The organism is Pseudomonas floridensis (assembly GCF_002087235.1).
Classification (GTDB): Bacteria; Pseudomonadota; Gammaproteobacteria; order Pseudomonadales; family Pseudomonadaceae; genus Aquipseudomonas; species Aquipseudomonas floridensis.
Genome location: NZ_MUIO01000116.1, coordinates 1 through 19,694, shown reverse-complemented (window position 1 = coordinate 19,694; position 19,694 = coordinate 1). Strand labels below are relative to the sequence as shown.

The 19,694-nt window shown below is 61.1% G+C and carries 19 protein-coding genes; 14 read left to right on the top strand and 5 right to left on the bottom strand.

Annotated elements, in window-relative coordinates; genetic code table 11:
- Positions 1–3 precede the first annotated feature (3 nt).
- Together BZK31_RS24940 and thiE are read left to right on the top strand one after the other, a co-directional pair.
- Positions 4–801 (top strand): hydroxymethylpyrimidine/phosphomethylpyrimidine kinase, encoded by a 798-nt coding sequence (locus tag BZK31_RS24940; RefSeq protein ID WP_083185930.1) that lies wholly within the window; start codon positions 4–6, stop codon positions 799–801.
- Between the two features lie 23 nt (positions 802–824).
- Positions 825–1,457, top strand: a complete 633-nt coding sequence (thiE, locus tag BZK31_RS24935; protein WP_083185929.1) for a thiamine phosphate synthase — start codon at positions 825–827, stop codon at positions 1,455–1,457.
- Positions 1,458–1,540: 83 nt separating this feature from the next.
- Here the strand turns inward: thiE and BZK31_RS24930 are convergent, their stop codons facing one another.
- Positions 1,541–2,062, bottom strand: coding sequence for a methylated-DNA--[protein]-cysteine S-methyltransferase (locus BZK31_RS24930; protein WP_083185928.1), 522 nt, complete (start codon positions 2,060–2,062; stop codon positions 1,541–1,543).
- Positions 2,059–3,504 (bottom strand): DNA-3-methyladenine glycosylase 2 family protein, encoded by a 1,446-nt coding sequence (locus BZK31_RS24925; protein ID WP_083185939.1) that lies wholly within the window; start codon positions 3,502–3,504, stop codon positions 2,059–2,061. The genes BZK31_RS24930 and BZK31_RS24925 overlap by 4 nt, the downstream gene beginning before the upstream one ends.
- Positions 3,505–3,700: 196 nt before the next feature.
- Here BZK31_RS24925 and hemL point away from each other — a divergent pair, with 196 nt between their 5' ends.
- Both hemL and BZK31_RS24915 read left to right on the top strand, forming a co-directional pair.
- Positions 3,701–4,984 carry a glutamate-1-semialdehyde 2,1-aminomutase gene (hemL, locus tag BZK31_RS24920; protein WP_083185927.1) on the top strand — a complete coding sequence of 428 codons (1,284 nt, stop codon included), beginning with the start codon at positions 3,701–3,703 and terminating at the stop codon, positions 4,982–4,984.
- Between the two features lie 294 nt (positions 4,985–5,278).
- On the top strand, positions 5,279–5,827 hold the full coding sequence (locus BZK31_RS24915) for a tetratricopeptide repeat protein (RefSeq protein ID WP_083185926.1): 549 nt from the start codon (positions 5,279–5,281) through the stop codon (positions 5,825–5,827).
- 39 nt (positions 5,828–5,866) lie between these two features.
- On the opposite strand, the gene BZK31_RS24910 is transcribed toward BZK31_RS24915, so the two are convergent.
- A complete protein-coding gene (locus BZK31_RS24910; protein ID WP_003368785.1) occupies positions 5,867–6,193 on the bottom strand; it encodes a DUF1820 family protein in 327 nt (108 codons plus the stop codon).
- 129 nt (positions 6,194–6,322) lie between these two features.
- Between BZK31_RS24910 and miaB the strand changes: the two genes are divergently transcribed.
- The 5 genes from miaB to lnt all read left to right on the top strand — a co-directional run bounded on the left by miaB (position 6,323) and on the right by lnt (position 11,730).
- On the top strand, positions 6,323–7,651 hold the full coding sequence (gene miaB / locus BZK31_RS24905) for a tRNA (N6-isopentenyl adenosine(37)-C2)-methylthiotransferase MiaB (protein WP_083185925.1): 1,329 nt from the start codon (positions 6,323–6,325) through the stop codon (positions 7,649–7,651).
- A 168-nt stretch (positions 7,652–7,819) separates the two neighbouring features.
- Complete coding sequence (locus BZK31_RS24900; RefSeq protein WP_083185924.1) at positions 7,820–8,842, top strand: PhoH family protein; 1,023 nt, start codon at positions 7,820–7,822, stop codon at positions 8,840–8,842.
- Positions 8,835–9,332: an rRNA maturation RNase YbeY gene (ybeY, locus tag BZK31_RS24895; protein ID WP_083185923.1), complete on the top strand. Its 498-nt coding sequence runs from the start codon at positions 8,835–8,837 to the stop codon at positions 9,330–9,332. Before BZK31_RS24900 ends, ybeY begins: the two co-directional genes overlap by 8 nt.
- Positions 9,333–9,337: 5 nt before the next feature.
- Entirely contained in the window at positions 9,338–10,180 is an 843-nt protein-coding gene (locus BZK31_RS24890; RefSeq protein ID WP_083185922.1) for an HlyC/CorC family transporter, read from the top strand.
- A 29-nt stretch (positions 10,181–10,209) separates the two neighbouring features.
- Complete coding sequence (gene lnt / locus BZK31_RS24885; RefSeq protein WP_083185921.1) at positions 10,210–11,730, top strand: apolipoprotein N-acyltransferase; 1,521 nt, start codon at positions 10,210–10,212, stop codon at positions 11,728–11,730.
- 46 nt (positions 11,731–11,776) lie between these two features.
- Here lnt and BZK31_RS24880 read toward each other — a convergent pair whose 3' ends face one another.
- Positions 11,777–12,538: a YdcF family protein gene (locus tag BZK31_RS24880; protein ID WP_083185920.1), complete on the bottom strand. Its 762-nt coding sequence runs from the start codon at positions 12,536–12,538 to the stop codon at positions 11,777–11,779.
- 102 nt (positions 12,539–12,640) lie between these two features.
- Positions 12,641–12,991, bottom strand: coding sequence for a hypothetical protein (locus BZK31_RS24875; protein ID WP_083185919.1), 351 nt, complete (start codon positions 12,989–12,991; stop codon positions 12,641–12,643).
- A gap of 311 nt (positions 12,992–13,302) precedes the next feature.
- Here BZK31_RS24875 and leuS point away from each other — a divergent pair, with 311 nt between their 5' ends.
- The 5 genes from leuS to BZK31_RS24840 all read left to right on the top strand — a co-directional run bounded on the left by leuS (position 13,303) and on the right by BZK31_RS24840 (position 19,602).
- Positions 13,303–15,909 carry a leucine--tRNA ligase gene (leuS, locus tag BZK31_RS24870; protein ID WP_083185918.1) on the top strand — a complete coding sequence of 869 codons (2,607 nt, stop codon included), beginning with the start codon at positions 13,303–13,305 and terminating at the stop codon, positions 15,907–15,909.
- A gap of 87 nt (positions 15,910–15,996) precedes the next feature.
- Positions 15,997–16,602, top strand: a complete 606-nt coding sequence (locus tag BZK31_RS24865) for an LPS-assembly lipoprotein LptE (protein ID WP_083185917.1) — start codon at positions 15,997–15,999, stop codon at positions 16,600–16,602.
- A gap of 41 nt (positions 16,603–16,643) precedes the next feature.
- Positions 16,644–17,681 (top strand): DNA polymerase III subunit delta, encoded by a 1,038-nt coding sequence (holA, locus tag BZK31_RS29910; RefSeq protein ID WP_208617233.1) that lies wholly within the window; start codon positions 16,644–16,646, stop codon positions 17,679–17,681.
- Positions 17,682–18,034: 353 nt separating this feature from the next.
- Positions 18,035–18,190: an alternative ribosome rescue factor ArfA gene (gene arfA, locus BZK31_RS24845; RefSeq protein ID WP_083185915.1), complete on the top strand. Its 156-nt coding sequence runs from the start codon at positions 18,035–18,037 to the stop codon at positions 18,188–18,190.
- Between the two features lie 83 nt (positions 18,191–18,273).
- On the top strand, positions 18,274–19,602 hold the full coding sequence (locus BZK31_RS24840) for a lytic murein transglycosylase (RefSeq protein ID WP_083185914.1): 1,329 nt from the start codon (positions 18,274–18,276) through the stop codon (positions 19,600–19,602).
- Positions 19,603–19,694 lie beyond the last annotated feature (92 nt).

Sequence of the window (19,694 nt, the reverse complement as noted above, 5' to 3'; positions counted from 1 at the left end):
ACCATGAATATCTATAGCTCCCGCCCCGTTGTCCTCTGCCTCTCCGGCCACGACCCTAGTGGCGGTGCCGGCATGCAGGCCGATATTGAAGCCCTGCTTGCCCAAGGCTGCCATGCCGCTCCGGTCATCACGGCGCTGACGGTGCAGGACACCGTCAATGTCAGCGATTTCCGCGTGCTGGACCGTGACTGGGTTCTGGCCCAAGCCAATGCCGTGCTGAATGACTCCAGCGTAGCCGCTGTGAAGCTGGGCATGCTCGGTTCGCTCGACATGGTCGGTACCGTGGTCGAACTGTTGCAAGCCAACCCTCACCTGCCGATGGTCTGCGACCCGGTGTTGCGGGCAGGCGGTGGCGGACGGCTGGGCAAGGACGAAGTCGGCTATGCCATGCGCGAGCGGTTGTTGCCCTTGTCGACGATCGCCACGCCAAATCTGCCGGAAGCCCGGATCCTCGCCGAACTGCCTGAAGGCACAGCCGACGAATGCGCCGAGAAGCTGCTGCCCTACTGCCACTACCTGCTGATCACCGGCGGGCATGGCGACGAGCAGCAGATTCACAATCGCCTCTATGTCCGTGACGGGCAGACGCACACGTTTGTCTGCGAGCGCCTGCCGGGCAGTTATCACGGCTCTGGCTGCACGCTGGCCAGTGCTCTGGCCGGGCGACTGGCGCAAGGCGAAGAAACGGTCAGCGCGGTGAAATCCGCCCTTGATTACACGTGGAGAACGCTGCGTGACGCCGAACAGCTGGGCAAGGGACAGTTTGTCCCACGTCGCCTGCCGCTGGATTTTTGCTCGTAACGCACCGCCATGAGGCTCGATTCATGAAACTACGTGGCCTGTATGCCATTACCGACAGCCAACTGCTGACTGGCAAATTCCTGTCTTACGTCGAAGCCGCCCTCGACGGCGGCGTAACGCTGTTGCAATACCGGGACAAGACCGCCGACGAGTCGCGCCGCCTGCGCGAAGCGACCGAATTGCTGAAGCTGTGTGAGCGCTACAAGACCCGGCTGATCATCAACGATGACGCGGAACTGGCAGCTCGTCTTGGCGTTGGCGTACATCTGGGGCAGACCGACGGCTCGCTGCCGGATGCCCGGGCGCTGCTGGGCCACAAGGCGATTGTCGGCGCGACCTGCCACGGCAAGCTGGAACTGGCCGAACGGGCCAAGGCTGACGGCGCCACCTATGTGGCGTTCGGCCGATTCTTCACTTCCCAGACCAAACCGAACGCGCCTGCCGTGCCGCTGGACCTCATCGCTCAGGTGCGCGCCAATGTGCACCTGCCCATCGCGGTCATCGGCGGCATCACCCTCGAAAACGCCCCGCAACTGGTGGAACACGGCGCCGACCTTCTGGCGGTCGTGCATGGGCTGTTCGGCGCGGAAACCACTCAGGAAGTCACCCGCCGTGCACGGGCCTTCACGGCCCTGCTCCAGCCTCGCGCTGGCTGAACATCAGGCTTGCGGCTTGATTGATGCGACCGGTCGCTTGCGCAGACGCGTGACAGCCAGTCCTGAAAACCGCTGAGCCCGACTCAAGCCTGCCCCACCAGCGTGAATTCGAAATCCGGCATGCCGGTGGCGTTTTCCAGTGCCAGCAAGGCGCGCTTGCGGTCAATGCCGCCCGCGTAGCCAGTCAGGTCGCCACCTGCGCCAATCACCCGGTGGCACGGCACGATAATGCAGATCGGGTTTCTGCCGTTGGCGGTGCCCACCGCCCGGGAATGACCAGGAGTCAGCCCCATCCGCTTTGCCATCGCTGCGTAGGAAATCATTTCCCCATACGGAATGCGCGCCAGCTCGCGCCAGACCTGCTCTTGAAAAGGTGTACCGCGCATCCGCAGTGGCAGATCGAAGACCCGGCGCTCGCCGCGAAAGAACTCGGTCAGTTGCTCCCGGGCTCGCCACACCACGCTTGGGACATGCGGATCATCGGGCATCATCACCAGCTCGGGATAATGCTTTTGCCCGATGAAATAAACGCCCGTGAGCGCATCGTCCTCGACGCGCAGCGCGATATCGCCCAGCGGGCTCGACAGCAGATAGCCGGGAATCATGATGGTGTCTCCTCACGTTGATGCCAGACATGCACGGCCGCATAGGCCCGCCAGGGTGCCCATTGGCTGGCATGCTGATTGAGTTGCGCGCTGGTGGTGAAGCCCAGCCGTTTTTTCAGCACCGCATCGCCGTCGGGGAACGCATTGGGCCAGCCCAGCGCACGCATGGCAATGTATTGCACGGTCCATTCGCCGATGCCGCGAATGTGCCGCAGCGCCGCCAGCGTTTCCTGCAGTGGCACCAGCGGTTCAAGCAGGATGCGCCCGGCCGCCACCTCCTGGGCAACGGCAATGATCGCCTCGGCGCGAATGCGGATCAGGCCGGTAGCGATCAGGTCTTCGGCGCGCAGGTTGGCGATGACTTGCGCGCTCGGGAACGCGTGATGCAGCCCGTGAGGCGCGTCGTCCACCGGCGTGCCGTATCGCTCAGCGATCCGTCCCAGAATGGCGCGGGCATTGAGCACCGATATCTGCTGGCCGACCACCGCCCGCACGGCGATTTCAAATCCATCGAACGCACCAGGAACACGCATGCCCTGCAAATCACCGATCAGCGGCCCAAGGTGCGCATCCACCAGATCGGGCCGACAACCGGTGTCGAACACCCGCCGTACCCGCCCGAGCACCACCGCGACCGCCGATTGCAACGAGACGGACATCGTCACGACCAGCGCATGCCGTTGCGGTGCATCGATGACGCTGATCCAGCCGGAGGCCTGACGTCCCGCGTGCTCGACCTCGATCACCCGCGTATACACATCGTCGCCCACTTGCTCGACGCCAGCGATGCAACGATGCGCGAGGAAGGCCAATACCCCGGCCCAGGAAAAGGGTGGTCGGTATGACAGTTCGAAACGCAGCTCCACGTCATCGGCTTTGTTCACCGTTTTTCGCAAGCGTGTCGGATTCAAGCCGTAACGGTTCTGAAAAACATCATTAAAACGCCGCACGCTGCCGAAACCCGCCGCCAGAGCCACCTGGGTCATGGACAACCCCGTGTCGGTCAGCAGACGCTTGGCGATCAGCAAACGTTGCGTCTGGGCGAAGTCGATCATCGAAACGCCGAACTCGGCCTCGAAAATCCGTCGCAAGTGCCGCGAAGTAACGCCCACCCGCTCGGCCAGCGCAGCCAGGGTCTGGCCGCTCAGAAAACCTTCTTCGATCAATCTGGCAGCGGCCTGCGCCAGTCGGCTGGACATATCCAGCAAGCCTTGCCCGGGCGCCAGTTCCGGACGGCAACGCAGGCAAGGACGAAACCCTGCCTGCTCGGCCGCCGCCGCGGTCCGGTAGAAGCTGCAGTTACGGGCCTGCGGCGCGCGCACCGGACACATCGGCCGACAGTAGATACCGGTTGATGACACGCCCATGAAAAACCAGCCGTCAAAACGGCGGTCCCTGGCGATAAACGCGGCGTAGCAAATGTCTGGGTCGAGAGTGTTCATGGGGCTGACTTTATTCCAGCCTCGGGTAAAAGTCTGGCTGAATTCGGACATGTGCATCCGGCAGGCGGTCGGCATTTGTTATAGTGCCGTTTCCTGCGCTTTCTCCGGCTCAAGCCAATCCAATAAAGCATTCATTGCTCGCCTCGGCTGACCCCGGCGTAGACCGACTTCCCCGTTTCAAAGCAGAGACCCGATCATGTCCCGTTCCGAAACACTGTTCGCCAATGCCCAAAAACACATTCCCGGTGGCGTGAACTCGCCGGTTCGCGCTTTCAAGAGCGTGGGCGGTACGCCGCTGTTCTTCAAGCACGCTGTCGGCGCCTACGTGACTGACGAGGACGACAAGCGTTACGTCGATTACGTGGGATCCTGGGGACCGATGATTCTCGGTCACAGCCACCCGGAAGTGCTGGATGCCGTGCGCAGCCAGCTGGAACACGGCCTGTCTTACGGCGCGCCGACCGCGATGGAAACCGAGATGGCCGATCTGGTCTGCTCGCTGGTGCCCTCGATGGAAATGGTGCGCATGGTCAGCTCCGGCACCGAAGCCACCATGAGCGCCATTCGCCTGGCCCGTGGCTATACCGGCCGCGACAGCATCATCAAGTTCGAAGGCTGCTACCACGGCCACTCCGACAGCCTGCTGGTCAAAGCCGGCTCCGGCGCATTGACCCTGGGCGTACCGAGTTCACCGGGCGTGCCGGCGGCTTTCGCCAAACACACGCTGACGGTGCCGTTCAACGACCTGGAAGCAGTGCGTGAAATGCTGGCGCAAGTGGGTCAGGAAGTGGCCTGCATCATCGTCGAGCCTGTAGCGGGCAACATGAACTGCGTACCGCCAGCGCCGGGCTATCTGCAAGGCCTGCGCGACCTGTGCGACGAGCACGGCGTGGTGCTGATTTTCGACGAAGTCATGACCGGTTTCCGCGTGGCACTCGGCGGTGCCCAGGCGTATTACGGCGTGACGCCTGACCTGAGCACGTTCGGCAAGATCATCGGCGGCGGCATGCCGGTCGGCTGCTTCGGCGGCAAGCGCGAAATCATGTCGCACATCGCCCCGCTCGGCCCGGTCTATCAGGCGGGCACACTGTCGGGTAACCCGCTGGCGATGGCTGCCGGCCTGACAACCCTGCGCCTGATCAGCCGTCCGGGTTTTCACGATGAGCTGAGCCATTACACCCGTCGTCTGCTCGAAGGTTTGCAGCAGCTCGCCGACGCCGCAGGCATCGCGTTCGTGACGACTCAGGCGGGCGGCATGTTTGGTCTGTATTTCAGCGATGCGAAAGAGATCGTCACCTTCCAGGACGTGATGACCAGCGACGCCGAGCGCTTCAAGCGTTTCTTCCACCTGATGCTTGAAGGCGGTGTGTACCTGGCGCCAAGTGCCTTCGAAGCCGGCTTCACGTCCATCGCACACGGCGAAACCGAGTTGAAACTGACGCTGGACGCCGCCGAGAAAGCCTTCGCGGCGCTTAAATAAGCGGATCCGGGCCAGGCGTGCAGGCGAGGTTTCGCCGGCACACCTGATCTTGATGAATGAAACGGAACGTTGTCTGCCCAATTAGCTTCTACACTGCTAGGCGATTGACGTGAACACGGGAAGCGACTGTCGTGCTTCAGGGTCTTTACCTTGTAAACGAAAGGTTTTAGAGGCCGTGCAGCAGAAAATCCGTAAAGACTTTGTAAGGTTGGCTCTGCTTATTTCATAATGCGCAGCCAGCACGTTTAGCTGGTCGGGCACGCCCGCACCTTTTTCAGAGGTAAGTCGACTTCCATGAACCGCACCGGCCGCACCCTTGCATTGGGCTGCCTGTTGCTTGTCTATCCCCTGCTGGCTACTGCCGGCAGCAACTCGTTGTTAATCCCAGCGATGGGTCGTTGCACCCTCAATACTCAGCCAGAGAACCTGCCCGCTGCGCTGTCCGCCTGCCAGCAGGCCGCTCAGTCCGGGGATGCACAGGCGCAATACGAGTTGGGTGAGTTCTATTACGAAGGCAAGAATGCGCCTCGCGACCTGGCTCAGGCGCTCAGCTATTTCGAGCAGGCTTCGTTGCAGGGTCATGCGCAGGCGCAGTACCAGTTAGGGCTGATGTTCAGTCGCGGTGAAGGCGTACAGGCCAACAACATCCAGGCCTATATCGTGCTGAAGATGGCGGCGGTCAACGGTTCGGAAGACGCGCTCGACGCAGCGGACGAAGTGTCGGCAAAAATGAAACGCGACGAGCTGGAAGTCGCCACCCAGGTGCTGGGCCAGATTTTCCGCAAGTACCTGATGGAGCTGCAGACGGCCGAAGGTCGCAGCCCGTTCTCTCCACTGCCCTGAGCATCTTTCGCCAGGGCAACGGCTCCAAATCCTTTCTGGCTACTTTTCCGGCATCGGCATGGGAAACGGCATCACGTTGCTGCTGCCCCGCGCTTCGCTGATCTTCGGCGTGCCCATGCGCTCGACCTCATCGATACGCACGATGGAATGCATCGGCACGAAACTGCGCACCACGCCTTCGAACTGGGCCTTGAGCTTCTCTTCGCTCGGGTCCACTACGACGGTCGTGCGCTCGCCGAAGACGAATTCTTCCACTTCCAGAAACCCCCACAGATCACTTTGATAGATCTGCTTGGCGTACATTTCGAACACCTGGCCCTGGTTGAGAAAAATCACCTTGTAGATTGGAGCTTCGCGTTTGGTCATGGTTGGCCGGTAAACGATTCGAGGATGAAAAAAGGGCACGCACTATAGCATGCCCGTCGGATGGCCCCTAGGAACCCAAGCACTTCGCCCCTATAATGCGCGGTTCTTTGAATCAGCTGATGATCACGAATGGCCAAGAAGCTTTATATTGAAACCCACGGTTGCCAGATGAACGAGTACGACAGCTCGCGCATGGTCGACCTGCTGGGCGAACATCAGGCCCTGGAAGTCACCGCCCGCGCGGAAGACGCCGACGTGATCCTGCTCAACACCTGCTCGATTCGCGAACGCGCCCAGGATCGGGTGTACTCGCAACTGGGCCGCTGGCGTGAACTGAAACTGGCCAACCCGGAAATGGTCATCGCCGTGGGCGGTTGCGTGGCCAGCCAGGAAGGCGCGGCCATTCGCGACCGCGCGCCCTACGTGGACGTGGTCTTCGGCCCTCAGACTCTGCACCGCCTGCCGGAAATGATCGACGCCGCACGCATCACGCGCCTGCCGCAGGTCGATGTGTCGTTTCCGGAAATCGAAAAGTTCGACCACCTGCCCGAGCCGCGCGTCGATGGCCCGAGCGCTTATGTGTCGGTGATGGAAGGCTGCAGCAAGTACTGCACGTTCTGCGTGGTGCCTTATACCCGTGGCGAAGAGGTCAGCCGACCGTTCGATGATGTACTGACCGAAGTCATCCATCTGGCGGAAAACGGCGTGCGCGAAGTCACCCTGCTCGGTCAGAACGTCAACGGTTATCGCGGCGTGATGCATGACGGGCGCGTGGCCGACCTGGCCGACCTGATCCGCGTGGTGGCCGCAGTCGATGGCATCGACCGCATTCGCTACACCACGTCACACCCGCTGGAGTTCTCCGACAGTCTGATTCAGGCTCACGCCGAAGTGCCGGAACTGGTCAAACACCTGCATTTGCCGGTGCAGTCGGGCTCGGACCGTATTCTGGCGGCGATGAAGCGCAACCACACCACGCTGGAATACAAGTCCAAGCTGCGCAAGCTCAAGGCCGCCGTGCCGGGCATCTGCATCAGCTCCGACTTCATCGTCGGCTTCCCGGGCGAAACCGAGAAGGATTTCGACAACACCATGAAGCTGATCGAAGACGTCGGGTTCGATTTCTCGTTCTCGTTCGTCTACAGCCCGCGCCCCGGCACACCGGCCGCCGACCTTAAGGACGACACGCCGGAAGCACTGAAAAAGGAACGCCTGGCCGCGCTGCAACATCGCCTCAATCAGCAGGGCTTCGAAATCAGCCGACAGATGGTCGGCAGCACGCAGCGGATTCTGGTGACCGATTATTCCAAAAAGGACCCGGGCGAGCTGCAGGGCCGGACCGAGAACAACCGGATCGTCAACTTCCGTTGTGACAACCCCAAGCTGATCGGTCAGTTCGCCGATGTGCACATCGATGACGCACAGCCTCATTCCCTGCGCGGATCTCTGCTTCAATAAGCCTTGCGCCCCGTCACGGAAACGAATGGCCGAATGAATTCGTTTCCGTGCGGTCCCTACCATTGAGCACGGTGAATCCTCTACGCAGAAGGCAAAGCTTTCGCCTGACCACCGCTAGGGGTATTCTTCAATACATCTCAATTGCCGCCGGACGGCCATTAAAAGACCTTGAACGCACCCATAGAACCTCATCGCTTCACCCTCGAGCCTTTCGAGGCCCATCGTTTCGCCAACTTGTGCGGGCAACTCGACGAGCATCTGCGCTTGATCGAACAACGCCTGGATATCGAGATCCGCAATCGCGGCAATCAATTCGAGCTCATTGGCGAGTCCAGACAAACCACCTCGGCCGAAAATCTGCTGCGCCGTCTGTACCGGGAAACCAAAGGTACGGACCTGACGCCGGACATGGTCCACCTGTTCCTGCAGGAATCGGGCGTTGAAGGCCTGGACAACCACCCCGCCGCCGAAGTCGGCGTTGCGCTGCGCACCAAGAAGGGCATGATTCGCCCACGCGGTATCAATCAGCAGCGCTACGTCAAAGAAATCCTCGGCAACGACATCAATTTCGGCATTGGCCCGGCCGGCACCGGCAAGACCTATCTTGCCGTTGCCTGTGCGGTGGATGCGCTGGAACGCGAGCAGATCCGCCGCATCCTGCTGGTGCGCCCGGCCGTGGAAGCGGGTGAAAAACTCGGCTTCCTGCCTGGCGACCTGGCGCAGAAGATCGACCCGTATCTGCGCCCGCTGTACGACGCGCTGTATGAGATGCTCGGCTTCGAAGTGGTCGCCAAGCTGATCGAGAAACAAGTCATTGAAGTTGCACCGCTGGCTTACATGCGCGGCCGCACCCTTAATAACAGCTTCATCATTCTCGACGAAAGTCAGAACACCACCGTCGAGCAGATGAAGATGTTCCTGACCCGTATCGGCTTCGGCTCCACCGCCGTGATCACCGGCGACATCACCCAGGTCGACCTGCCCAAGGGCACCAAGTCGGGCCTGACGCATGTCATCGATGTGCTCAAGGACGTGCCGGGCATCAGCTTCACGCACTTCAAGCCCAAGGACGTGGTTCGCCATCCGTTGGTGCAGCGGATCGTCGAAGCGTACGAGCGCTTTGATGATCGTTTCAGCGATGGCTCGTCGAGCAGCAACAGTTACTCACGGGACAAGAACCGCGATGCTTGAGCTGGACCTGCAAGTTGCAAGCGAAACCGCCGCTCCGAGCGAAGCCCAGTTCCGCCTCTGGTGTGAAATGGGCCTGCGCCAGCGCAGTGCGGATTCCGAATTGACCATCAGACTGGTCGACGAGGCAGAAGGACGCGAGCTGAACCGCACCTGGCGGCACAAGGATTACGCCACCAACGTGTTGTCGTTCCCGGCTGACGTACCGGACGACATGCTGGACATTCCGCTGCTGGGCGATCTGGTCATCTGCGTCCCGGTGGTGAATCGCGAGGCAGGTGAACAGAATAAGGCCGTGGAAGCCCACTGGGCGCACATGGTCATTCATGGCTGCCTTCATCTGCTGGGTTACGACCACATCGACGATGAAGAAGCCGAAGAGATGGAAGCGCTGGAACGAACGTTGCTTGATGAGTTGGGCTACCCCGACCCTTATGCCGACGACGACACAGAACCTCAACATTCAGATCTACCAAGCAAGGACCACGAGTAAGGGCTATGAGCGAAGACCGATCGAGCAACGGACAAAAGTCATGGCTGGGTAAACTGACCCAGGCTTTTGTCCATGAGCCGAAAAACCGCCAGGAGCTGCTGGAGCTGCTGCGCGAAGCCCACCAGAACAAACTGCTGGACAGCGAAGCGCTGGCCATCGTCGAGGGAGCCATTCAGGTTGCCGACCTGCAAGTACGCGACATCATGGTGCCGCGCTCGCAGATGATCAGCATCAAGGCCACCCAGACACCCCGCGAATTTCTCCCTGCCGTCATCGACGCCGCGCACTCACGCTACCCGGTCATCGGCGAAAGCCACGACGACGTGCTCGGCGTGCTGTTGGCCAAGGACCTGCTGCCGCTGATCCTCAAGCCCGACGGCGACAGTGATGACGTGAAAAAACTGCTGCGCCCGGCGACCTTCGTGCCGGAGTCCAAGCGCCTGAACGTGCTGCTGCGTGAGTTTCGCGCCAACCATAACCACATGGCTATCGTCATCGACGAATACGGCGGCGTGGCGGGTCTGGTGACGATTGAAGACGTACTGGAGCAAATCGTCGGCGACATCGAAGACGAGCATGATGTCGAAGAAGACAGTTTCATCAAGCCGCTGCCCAGCGGTGACTTCCTGGTCAAGGCCCTGACACCGATCGAGAACTTCAACGAATTCTTCGACAGCGAGTTTTCCGACGAGGAATTCGACACGGTCGGCGGTCTGGTGATGAACGCGTTCGGTCACCTGCCCAAGCGCAACGAGATCACCGAAATCGGTGCCTACCGTTTCCGCATCCTGAGTGCAGACAGCCGCCGCATCCACTTGCTGCGCCTGAGCCCGATCTCACGCCCGTAACCACTCCGATGCTGTTTTAAGGAATCTACATGCGCTGGATTACGCGTCCCGGCTGGCCCGGCAACCTGCTGGCCGTGGCCGCTGGCGGACTCACGACCCTGGCATTGGCGCCGTTCGACCTCTGGCCATTGATCCTGGTGGCGGTCGCAGTGTTTTACCTGGGCCTGCGGGAACTGAGTCCGCGCCAGGCACTGGCGCGCGGCTGGTGCTATGGCTTCGGTCTGTTCGGTGCCGGCACCAGCTGGATTTACGTGAGCATTCATACCTACGGTGGCGCTTCGGTGCTGCTGGCGGGTCTGCTGATGCTGCTGTTCATTGCCGCCATTGCGCTGTTCTTCGCCCTCCCCGCCTGGGTGTGGGCACGCTGGCTGAGGCGCAACGAAGCGCCGCTGGCCGACGCCCTGGCATTCGCCGCACTCTGGCTGGGCCAGGAAGCGTTCCGTGGCTGGTTCCTTACCGGCTTTCCGTGGCTGTACTCCGGTTACAGCCAGCTTGACGGCCCACTGGCCGGCCTCGCTCCGGTGGGCGGTGTCTGGCTGATCTCCTTTGCGCTGGGTCTGACTGCCGCATTGCTGTGCAACCTGCACCGCTTGCGGGCGCGCAAGTCGTTTCTGGCCGCTGGCGTCGTGCTGTTGCTGGCACCCTGGATCGCAGGGCTGGCGCTCAAGGGCCATGCCTGGACATCGCCATCGGGCACGCCACTGAAAGTGGTCACCATGCAGGGCAACGTCGAGCAAAGCATGAAGTGGGACCCGCAGAAACTGAATGATCAGTTGGCGCTGTATCGCGACATGACGTTCAGATCGCAGCAGGCGGACCTGATCGTCTGGCCGGAAACCGCCGTGCCGGTGCTCAAGGAAAGCGCGGAAGGTTACCTGTCGATGATGGGCCGCTTTGCGTCCGACCGGGGCGCGGCGCTGATTACCGGCGTGCCGGTACGCGAACTGACCGGACGCGGCGAATACCGTTATTACAACGGCATCACCGTGACGGGCCAGGGCGATGGCACCTATTACAAGCAGAAGCTCGTGCCGTTCGGTGAATACGTGCCGTTGCAGGACGTGTTGCGTGGCCTGATCGCGTTCTTCGACCTGCCGATGTCCGACTTCGCCAGAGGCCCGGATGATCAGGCACTGTTGCAGGCCAAGGGTTACCACATCGCGCCGTTCATTTGCTACGAAGTGGTCTACCCCGAGTTCGCTGCCGGCCTGTCAGCCAAGAGCGATCTGCTGCTGACGGTCAGTAATGACACCTGGTTCGGCACCTCCATCGGCCCACTCCAGCATTTGCAGATGGCCCAGATGCGAGCACTCGAGGCCGGACGCTGGATGATCCGCGCCACCAACAACGGCGTGACCGGGCTGATCGACCCGTTCGGCAAGATCACCGTGCAGATCCCGCAATTCGAGCGCGGCGTGCTGTATGGCGACGTGGTGCCGATGCAGGGCCTGACACCTTACCTGCACTGGCGCTCATGGCCACTGGCGATTGTCTGCCTGCTGCTGTTTGGCTGGGCATTGCTGGCAGCGCGTATCGCCAAGACAGTCTGACCGGTATTCAGAGCAATCCCGCGGGCGGGATTGCTCTGATAGCGGCTCAACGATAGATCCACGGATAAACCAGCGAACCCATCGCTTCGTTCAGCAGTAGCCCGCTCTGGGTAAATGCCCGGCTCTCCGGCAGCCAGCCGCCAAAAGGCCGTGCGTTGTCCACTCCGAGGAATCCAACCGGCGCGGCCACCGCAGTGAAACCCGCCTTTTCGAAACTCCAGCGCGTCCTCGGCATATGCCAGGCCTGCGTCACCAGCACCACCCGTTTAATGCCCAAAGGCTGCAGAATCGCGGCGGTCATCGTGGCGTTTTCCCACGTGGTGCGGCTCAAGCCTTCCTGCCAGCGCACGCTGACGCCGAAGTCGTCCCGCAGCGACTGCGCCATGATCGACGCCTCACTCGGCGGTTCGTCGAAATGCAGGCCGCCAGTGGTCAGCACCGGTAAACCGGAGGCCTTCGAAAGCCGCGCCGCCAGACGCAACCGCTCAAGGCCGATGCCGGTCGGAACATCCGCGTCCCAGGTGGGCGAGTGACGTTCGCGTCCATTGCCCAGCACCACGATCGCATCGGCCTGCTGTGCGAGCGTCGCCCACTGCGCCTGCGGCAGCGGCGCGACCTGCTCCATCCGGCGCGCCGCCCACTCCACGACAACCGGCAGGCTCATCAACCACAAGCCACCCAGCCCGACCACGAACGACAGCGCAGCCAGACGCGGCCTTGAGCGCCGCAGCCACCAGGCCAGGATCAGCAACAGGAAGAGAACACCGGGAGGCAGCACAAGGGTTTTGAGCAGGTAACGCAAAGGCATAGGACATCTCCAGAGATGCCCGAAGCCTAGAATGTTTGACGCTAAGCAACAATGCTTATGAAGCAGGCCCGCAGCCTGCCGGGGTGACGCCTGAAGGTCGTATCAGTTGTTGCGGCCTGACCTGATCGATGACCTGGCTCGCTTTCTGTCTTTCAGCCAGATGATAGTGGCTGATTGTTTAGGCGCCCTGGTCGAAATGGTCTGCTCCGGAAATACCGTGAAACTGCCCTTTGAGTAACCCTTAACAGCCCCGTTTGCCGCCATCACGCCTTTTTCAAGGTAGGCCTCGATCAGCTCGAACTCGGCACTGCTCAACCCTTTGAGCTCAAGTACGGCGGGCGACTCGTTTCGGAGTCGAACCGCGGTGCTCGCCATTTCAAGAGCAAGCCCGAGACGATCAATCAAACGTTCATACAGCTCATGAGTGCTTACTGTGTGCTGCAACTCTGTCATCCGCTCACCTCATCGAAGATAGAACATACCCTCGAAATTGAGCTTAGCGCTGCTGCCGAAACCGGCGCAAAACTGCGACCAACGGCCAGAGGCGGCGGTTGGACGGGGCTCCGGCAGCCCGGCATAGCAATCAGGACTCCCTCGATAGACGGCGCTCATGTATGCTACGACGCTTCCTGCCATTCCACTTCCGCTCTCTTGAGCCTGTACGCACCGCACAGACAGTTGCAATTGTCCGGCAAGCGGCGCAGACCTGACTCGGCGAAGCAATGAAGAGGTCAAGGGTCACTAATCTTTAGTCAAAAGTAGCCATGCACGAACTCTATCAGCCCCGCGAAATCGAAGCCGCCGCCCAGACCTTCTGGGAAGAGCAAAAGTCTTTTGAAGTCAGTGAGCAGCCAGGCAAGGAAACGTACTACTGCCTGTCGATGTTCCCTTACCCCAGCGGCAAGCTGCACATGGGTCACGTGCGCAACTACACCATTGGTGACGTGATCTCCCGCTATCAGCGCATGCTGGGCAAGAACGTTCTGCAGCCACTGGGCTGGGACGCCTTCGGCATGCCTGCGGAAAACGCCGCGATCGACAACAACGTCGCACCGGCCAAGTGGACCTACGAAAACATCGATTACATGAAGACCCAGCTCAAGAGCCTGGGTCTGGCAATCGACTGGTCCCGCGAAATCACCACCTGCAAGCCCGATTACTATCGCTGGGAACAGTGGCTGTTCACCCGCCTGTTCGAAAAAGGCGTGATCTACCGCAAGAACGGCACGGTGAACTGGGACCCGATCGATCAGACCGTACTGGCCAACGAACAGGTCATCGACGGCCGTGGCTGGCGTTCGGGCGCGCTGATCGAGAAGCGCGAAATCCCGATGTACTACTTCAAGATCACCGCCTACGCGGATGAGCTGCTGGAGAGCCTCGACGAACTGCCGGGCTGGCCTGAACAGGTCAAGACCATGCAGCGCAACTGGATCGGCAAATCCCGCGGCATGGAAGTGCAGTTCCCGTACGATCAGACCAGCATCGGCGAAGCCGGCACGCTGAAAGTCTTCACCACCCGTCCTGACACCCTGATGGGCGCAACCTACGTCGCCGTGGCGGCCGAACATCCGCTGGCCACTCTGGCGGCGCAATCCGACGCTCAGTTGCAAGCCTTCATCGACGAATGCAAAGGCGGCAGCGTTGCCGAAGCCGACGTCGCGACCCAAGAAAAGAAAGGGCTGCCGACCTCGCTGTTCGTCGAACATCCGCTGACCGGCGAGAAGTTGCCGGTGTGGGTCGCCAACTACGTGCTGATGCATTACGGCGATGGCGCTGTCATGGCGGTCCCGGCGCACGACGAGCGCGATTTTGAATTCGCAACCAAATACCACCTGCCGATCAAGGCTGTGGTGCGCACCAGCGCGGGCGACGAAACGCCGGCACCGTGGCAGGAAGCGTATGGCGAGCACGGCCAGTTGATCAATTCCGGCGAGTTCGACGGCCTGGATTTCGCGGCCGCGTTCGACGCCATCGAAGCGGCGCTGGTCAAGAAGTCGCTTGGCCAGTCGCGCACCCAGTTCCGCCTGCGCGACTGGGGCATCAGCCGCCAGCGCTACTGGGGCTGTCCGATCCCGATCGTGCATTGCGATACTTGCGGCGACGTGCCGGTTCCCGAGGACCAGTTGCCGGTCGTGTTGCCGGAAGACGTCGTGCCTGACGGCGCGGGTTCACCGCTGGCGCGCATGCCCGAGTTCTACGAGTGCAGTTGCCCGAAATGCGGCGCACCGGCCAAGCGCGAAACCGACACCATGGACACCTTCGTCGAGTCGTCCTGGTACTACGCCCGTTATGCCTCTCCGCATTACGAAGGTGGCCTGGTCGAGCCGAATGCCGCCAACCACTGGTTGCCGGTGGATCAGTACATCGGCGGTATCGAACACGCGATCCTGCACTTGCTCTATGCGCGCTTCTTCCACAAGCTGATGCGCGACGAAGGGCTGGTGACATCGAACGAGCCGTTCAAGAACCTGCTGACTCAGGGCATGGTCAACGCCGAAACCTACTTCCGCATGGAAGCCAACGGCAAGAAGACCTGGATCAACCCGGCCGACGTGACCCTGGAGCGCGATGGCAAGGCCAAGGTAATCAGTGCCCGACTGACCAGCGACGGGCTGCCGGTTGAAATCGGTGGCACCGAAAAGATGTCGAAGTCGAAGAAAAATGGCATCGACCCACAGACCATGATCGATCAATACGGTGCAGACACCTGCCGTCTGTTCATGATGTTCGCCTCGCCGCCTGACATGAGCCTGGAATGGTCCGACTCCGGCGTCGAAGGCTCGAGCCGCTTCCTGCGCCGCGTATGGCGTCTGGCCCAGGCCCATGTGGCACAGGGTGCGGCAGGCAAGGCCGATCTCGCCGCGCTGAGCGACGAGCAGAAGGCCATCCGCCGCTCGATCCATCAGGCGATCAGGCAGGCAGGTCAGGATATTGGCCAGAACCAGAAATTCAACACCGCCATCGCCCAGGTGATGACGCTGATGAACGTGCTGGAGAAAGTCCCGCAGGTCACCGCACAGGACCGCGCTCTGCTTCAGGAAGGACTGGAAACCGTCACCCTGCTGCTCGCTCCGATCACGCCGCACATCAGCCACGAACTGTGGAAGGAACTGGGCCACGACACGCCAGTCATTGATGCAGGGTGGCCAACTCTGGATGAAAGCGCGCTGGTGCAGGACAGTCTGCAACTGGTGATTCAGGTCAACGGCAAACTGCGCGGTCATCTTGAAATGCCTGCCAGCGCCAGCCGCGAAGAAGTCGAAGCGGCGGCGCGGGTCAACGACAACGTGCTGCGCTTTATTGATGGCCTGACGATCCGCAAGGTCATCGTCGTGCCAGGAAAACTGGTCAATATCGTCGCAAGCTGATGAGATCGGGCGCCCGGTACTGCGGGCGCCGAACATATTTCCAAGGGACGCGAAGTCGGCCCATACGGATTCAAGGGGAGCATCAAGATGATCAAACGCAATTTGCTGGTGATGGGCCTTGCCGTTCTGCTGAGCGCCTGTGGCTTCCATTTGCGCGGCACCGGCACCACCGAACTGGCACTCAAGGAGCTGGACGTCAGCGCCCGCAACGCCTACGGCGAAACCGTCACCCAGCTCAATCGTGTGCTGACCAGCTCGGGCGTCAAGGTCTACACCGGCGCACCTTACAAGCTGGTGCTGGTCAACGAGGCCGAAACTCAACGTAACGTGAGCTTCTCGGGCTCCGGTCGTTCTTCCGAATACCAACTGACCAACACGCTCAACTATGAAATCCACGGTGAGAAGGATCGCTTCCTGCTCGGTGACAAGGTCAGTGTGGACCGCTCCTACGTTCACGACGGCAACAACCTGACAGGCTCCGATCAGGAAGCGGCTCAGGTTCGTCAGGAAATGCGCAACGAGCTGATTCAGAAGATGATGGCGCGTCTGCAGCAATTGACGCCGTCCCGTCTGGACGAACTGCAAGCCAAAGCCGACGCCGTTGCCAAGGCCGAAGCCGACGCTCTGGAGGCTGCCCAGCGTATTCGTGATCAAACGCCTCAACAGTCGCCTGTCGAAATCCCGAGCAGGTAAGTGTCCGGGGGCCGGTTTGCCGGCCCCGGCATTCTCTGACGATGAAACTCGCCCCCGCCCAACTCGCCAAACACCTGCAAGGCACACTCGCGCCGGTCTATGTGATCAGTGGCGACGACCCGCTGCTTTGCCAGGAAGCCGCCGACGCCATTCGCGCCGCTGCCCGCCAGCAAGGTTTCGACGAACGCCAGGTTTTCAGCGCCGACGCCAGCTTTGACTGGGGCACGCTGCTGCAGGCCGGTGCCAGCATGTCGCTGTTTGCCGAGCGTCGCCTGCTGGAACTGCGCCTGCCGTCCGGCAAACCCGGCGACAAGGGCGCTGCCGCGCTGATGGAATACTGCGCACGGCCGGCCGAAGACACGCTGCTGCTGATCAGCCTGCCCAAACTCGACGGCAGTGCGCAGAAAACCAAATGGGGCAAAGCCCTGGTCGAAGGCGCACAGACCCAGTTCGTACAGATCTGGCCGGTGGACATCGGCCAGTTGCCGCAATGGATTCGTCAGCGCCTGTCACAGGCAGGTCTGGCCGCCACGCAGGATGCGGTCGAATTGATCGCCGCACGCGTCGAAGGCAATCTGCTGGCAGCGGCGCAGGAAATCGAAAAGCTCAAGCTGATGGCCGAAGACGGGCAGATCACCGTCGAAACCGTGCAGGCCGCAGTGGCCGATAGCGCACGCTTCGACGTGTTCGGCCTGACTGACGCGGTGCTCAACGGCGAAGCGGCACACGCCTTGCGCATGCTGGAAGGCCTTCGAGGAGAGGGTGTGGAAACGCCGGTGATCCTCTGGGCGCTGACTCGCGAACTGCGCGCGCTGGCCAACATGTCCCTCCAGTTCAGTCAGGGTGTGCCACTGGACAAGATCTTCAGCTCGGCCCGCCCGCCGGTCTGGGACAAACGCAAACCGCTGATGAGCAAAGCCCTGCAACGCCATTCGGCAAAGCGCTGGAGCCAACTGCTCATGGACGCGCAACGCATCGATGCGCAAATCAAGGGCCAGGCCGCCGGCTCGCCATGGAGCAGCCTGAGCCGCCTCGCATTGTTGATGGCCGGACAACGCCTGCCGTTACCAGCGGAGTAAGTCCGTGTCAGACATATTCTTTCAGCTCTTTTTCGAAATCCCCATGCGCTATATCTGTTGCGCATTGAAGCTTCAGCCATACGGCTGGACAACATCTGCGGACCGTTAAGCCACCGCCAGAGAACTGCCATCCGTGGGAGCGGACTCGTCCGCGAAAAAAATCCCTGCGCCCGATGCATAGATGGCAATAAGACCTTCGCGGACAAGTCCGCTCTCACGGGCCTGCACGCAGCATCAGGGCAGCAGTCCCAAGTCTCTGCGTTACGGCTTCATAGCACACAACTATTGGACAGACGTCCTGCCCTGTCCGATGATTCTCGGCGCAACTTGTCACCCATTCAGGAGCATCCGCCATGAGCAAGTCAAAGCGGCCGAACAAGGCCAAATCCATCATTGCCCAACCATTGTTCCGCAGTCGACAGGAACAACCCGCCAAGGGCAAAGGCAGCTACCGCCGCGAAGCCTTCCAGTCTAAAAGCTGGGAGGCTTCTTCCGTTATAGCCGCCTGATATCAAGCAACATCTCCGAAGCGCTTTCTAACGCTTAGCCGTGTTATGGTCTGCACCTAACGGTAATACCCTTGGACTCAAGCATGCCTTCTTGTTTTACCCATCGCCCGCAGTTGCGCCAACTCATCGCCGCCTCCAGCCTCATCGCTTTGGTAGCTTGCGCAGAAAAACCCACTGCAGCCGATGCCACGCCTCTCCAAGCCAGCAAAGCTCAGACAGCCACCCCAGCCGTAGCGCCTACACCCGCCTTGGTTGTCGATGATTCCCTGACCATCCAGCCCGCCGTCAGCTTTCCGGAATGGCAAGCCGGTTTTCGTGCTCAGGCCCTCAAGGCCGGGATTCGCGCCGACGTCTTCGATCAGGCGTTTGCCGGCGTCACGCCAGACATGAGCGTGGTGAAAGCCGACCGCAGCCAGCCAGAGTTCAGCCGCCCGGTGTGGGAATACCTCGATGGGGCGATCTCAGCCGCTCGCGTACGCAAGGGTCAGGCGTTGTTATCACAGTACGCTGATGATCTGCAGAAGATCGAACAGCAATACGGGGTTGATCGTCAGACGCTGGTCGCGGTGTGGGGCATGGAGAGCAACTTCGGTCAGATGCAGGGATCGCAGTCAGTCATTCGCTCACTGGCCACGCTGGCGTACGAAGGCCGCCGTCCGGGCTTTGCGCAAAGCCAGTTGCTCGCGGCGCTGGAGATCCTGCAGCACGGCGATATCACATCAGACAAGATGCTCGGCTCCTGGGCAGGCGCCATGGGCCAGACCCAATTCATACCGACCACCTACAACACCCACGCCGTCGACTTCGATGGCGACGGTCGCCGCGACATCTGGAACACTCCCGCCGATGCACTCGCCTCCACCGCGCATTACCTGCAAAGCTCCGGCTGGCAACGCGGTCAGCCGTGGGGTTTCGAGGTTGTCTTGAGCACCGGTTTCGATTATGCCCTCGCCGATTCGACGACGCGCAAGAGCCTGGCCGAGTGGCAGCAACTGGGTCTGAAACAACCCGACGGTTCAGCCATTCCGGTTGCGGCCAGTCAGCAACAGGCGGCGCTGCTGCTGCCAGCTGGTTACCGTGGCCCGGCGTTCCTGGTACTGGATAACTTCCGGGCGATCCTCAAGTACAACAATTCGACCTCCTACGCGCTGGCAATCAGTCTGCTGTCGGACCGCTTCAAGGGCGCAGGCTATGTAGTGGGCAGTTGGCCACGCGGCGACCTGCCGTTAAGCCGCTCTGAGCGTATCGAACTGCAAACCCTGCTCTCGGCACGCCAATACGACGCAGGCGCGCCAGACGGGATCATCGGCGCCAATACGCGCAAAGCGATACGCAGCGCTCAGCAATCGTTTGGCTGGCCAGCAGATGGCTACCCGACCCACGAGTTGCTGAACAACCTGCGCAAGCCTTGACCCTGAGCTTCGCTTTGCGCAGACAGGATCGGACAGGCGCAGCGCAGCAATAAAGCAACGGACGTAAAAAAACGGTATCCGCTCCACGAACC

What these genes read in the sequence shown, in the direction of transcription:
- miaB (WP_083185925.1), top strand. Translation starts at nt 6,323, where the DNA reads ATGGCCAAGAAGCTTTATATTGAAACCCACGGTTGCCAGATGAACGAG.
- BZK31_RS24925 (WP_083185939.1), bottom strand. Translation starts at nt 3,504, where the DNA reads ATGAACACTCTCGACCCAGACATTTGCTACGCCGCGTTTATCGCCAGG.
- leuS (WP_083185918.1), top strand. Translation starts at nt 13,303, where the DNA reads ATGCACGAACTCTATCAGCCCCGCGAAATCGAAGCCGCCGCCCAGACC.
- holA (WP_208617233.1), top strand. Translation starts at nt 16,644, where the DNA reads ATGAAACTCGCCCCCGCCCAACTCGCCAAACACCTGCAAGGCACACTC.
- BZK31_RS24880 (WP_083185920.1), bottom strand. Translation starts at nt 12,538, where the DNA reads ATGCCTTTGCGTTACCTGCTCAAAACCCTTGTGCTGCCTCCCGGTGTT.
- BZK31_RS24915 (WP_083185926.1), top strand. Translation starts at nt 5,279, where the DNA reads ATGAACCGCACCGGCCGCACCCTTGCATTGGGCTGCCTGTTGCTTGTC.
- hemL (WP_083185927.1), top strand. Translation starts at nt 3,701, where the DNA reads ATGTCCCGTTCCGAAACACTGTTCGCCAATGCCCAAAAACACATTCCC.
- BZK31_RS24890 (WP_083185922.1), top strand. Translation starts at nt 9,338, where the DNA reads ATGAGCGAAGACCGATCGAGCAACGGACAAAAGTCATGGCTGGGTAAA.
- lnt (WP_083185921.1), top strand. Translation starts at nt 10,210, where the DNA reads ATGCGCTGGATTACGCGTCCCGGCTGGCCCGGCAACCTGCTGGCCGTG.
- BZK31_RS24930 (WP_083185928.1), bottom strand. Translation starts at nt 2,062, where the DNA reads ATGATTCCCGGCTATCTGCTGTCGAGCCCGCTGGGCGATATCGCGCTG.
- thiE (WP_083185929.1), top strand. Translation starts at nt 825, where the DNA reads ATGAAACTACGTGGCCTGTATGCCATTACCGACAGCCAACTGCTGACT.
- ybeY (WP_083185923.1), top strand. Translation starts at nt 8,835, where the DNA reads ATGCTTGAGCTGGACCTGCAAGTTGCAAGCGAAACCGCCGCTCCGAGC.
- BZK31_RS24840 (WP_083185914.1), top strand. Translation starts at nt 18,274, where the DNA reads ATGCCTTCTTGTTTTACCCATCGCCCGCAGTTGCGCCAACTCATCGCC.
- BZK31_RS24875 (WP_083185919.1), bottom strand. Translation starts at nt 12,991, where the DNA reads ATGACAGAGTTGCAGCACACAGTAAGCACTCATGAGCTGTATGAACGT.
- BZK31_RS24865 (WP_083185917.1), top strand. Translation starts at nt 15,997, where the DNA reads ATGATCAAACGCAATTTGCTGGTGATGGGCCTTGCCGTTCTGCTGAGC.
- arfA (WP_083185915.1), top strand. Translation starts at nt 18,035, where the DNA reads ATGAGCAAGTCAAAGCGGCCGAACAAGGCCAAATCCATCATTGCCCAA.
- BZK31_RS24910 (WP_003368785.1), bottom strand. Translation starts at nt 6,193, where the DNA reads ATGACCAAACGCGAAGCTCCAATCTACAAGGTGATTTTTCTCAACCAG.
- BZK31_RS24940 (WP_083185930.1), top strand. Translation starts at nt 4, where the DNA reads ATGAATATCTATAGCTCCCGCCCCGTTGTCCTCTGCCTCTCCGGCCAC.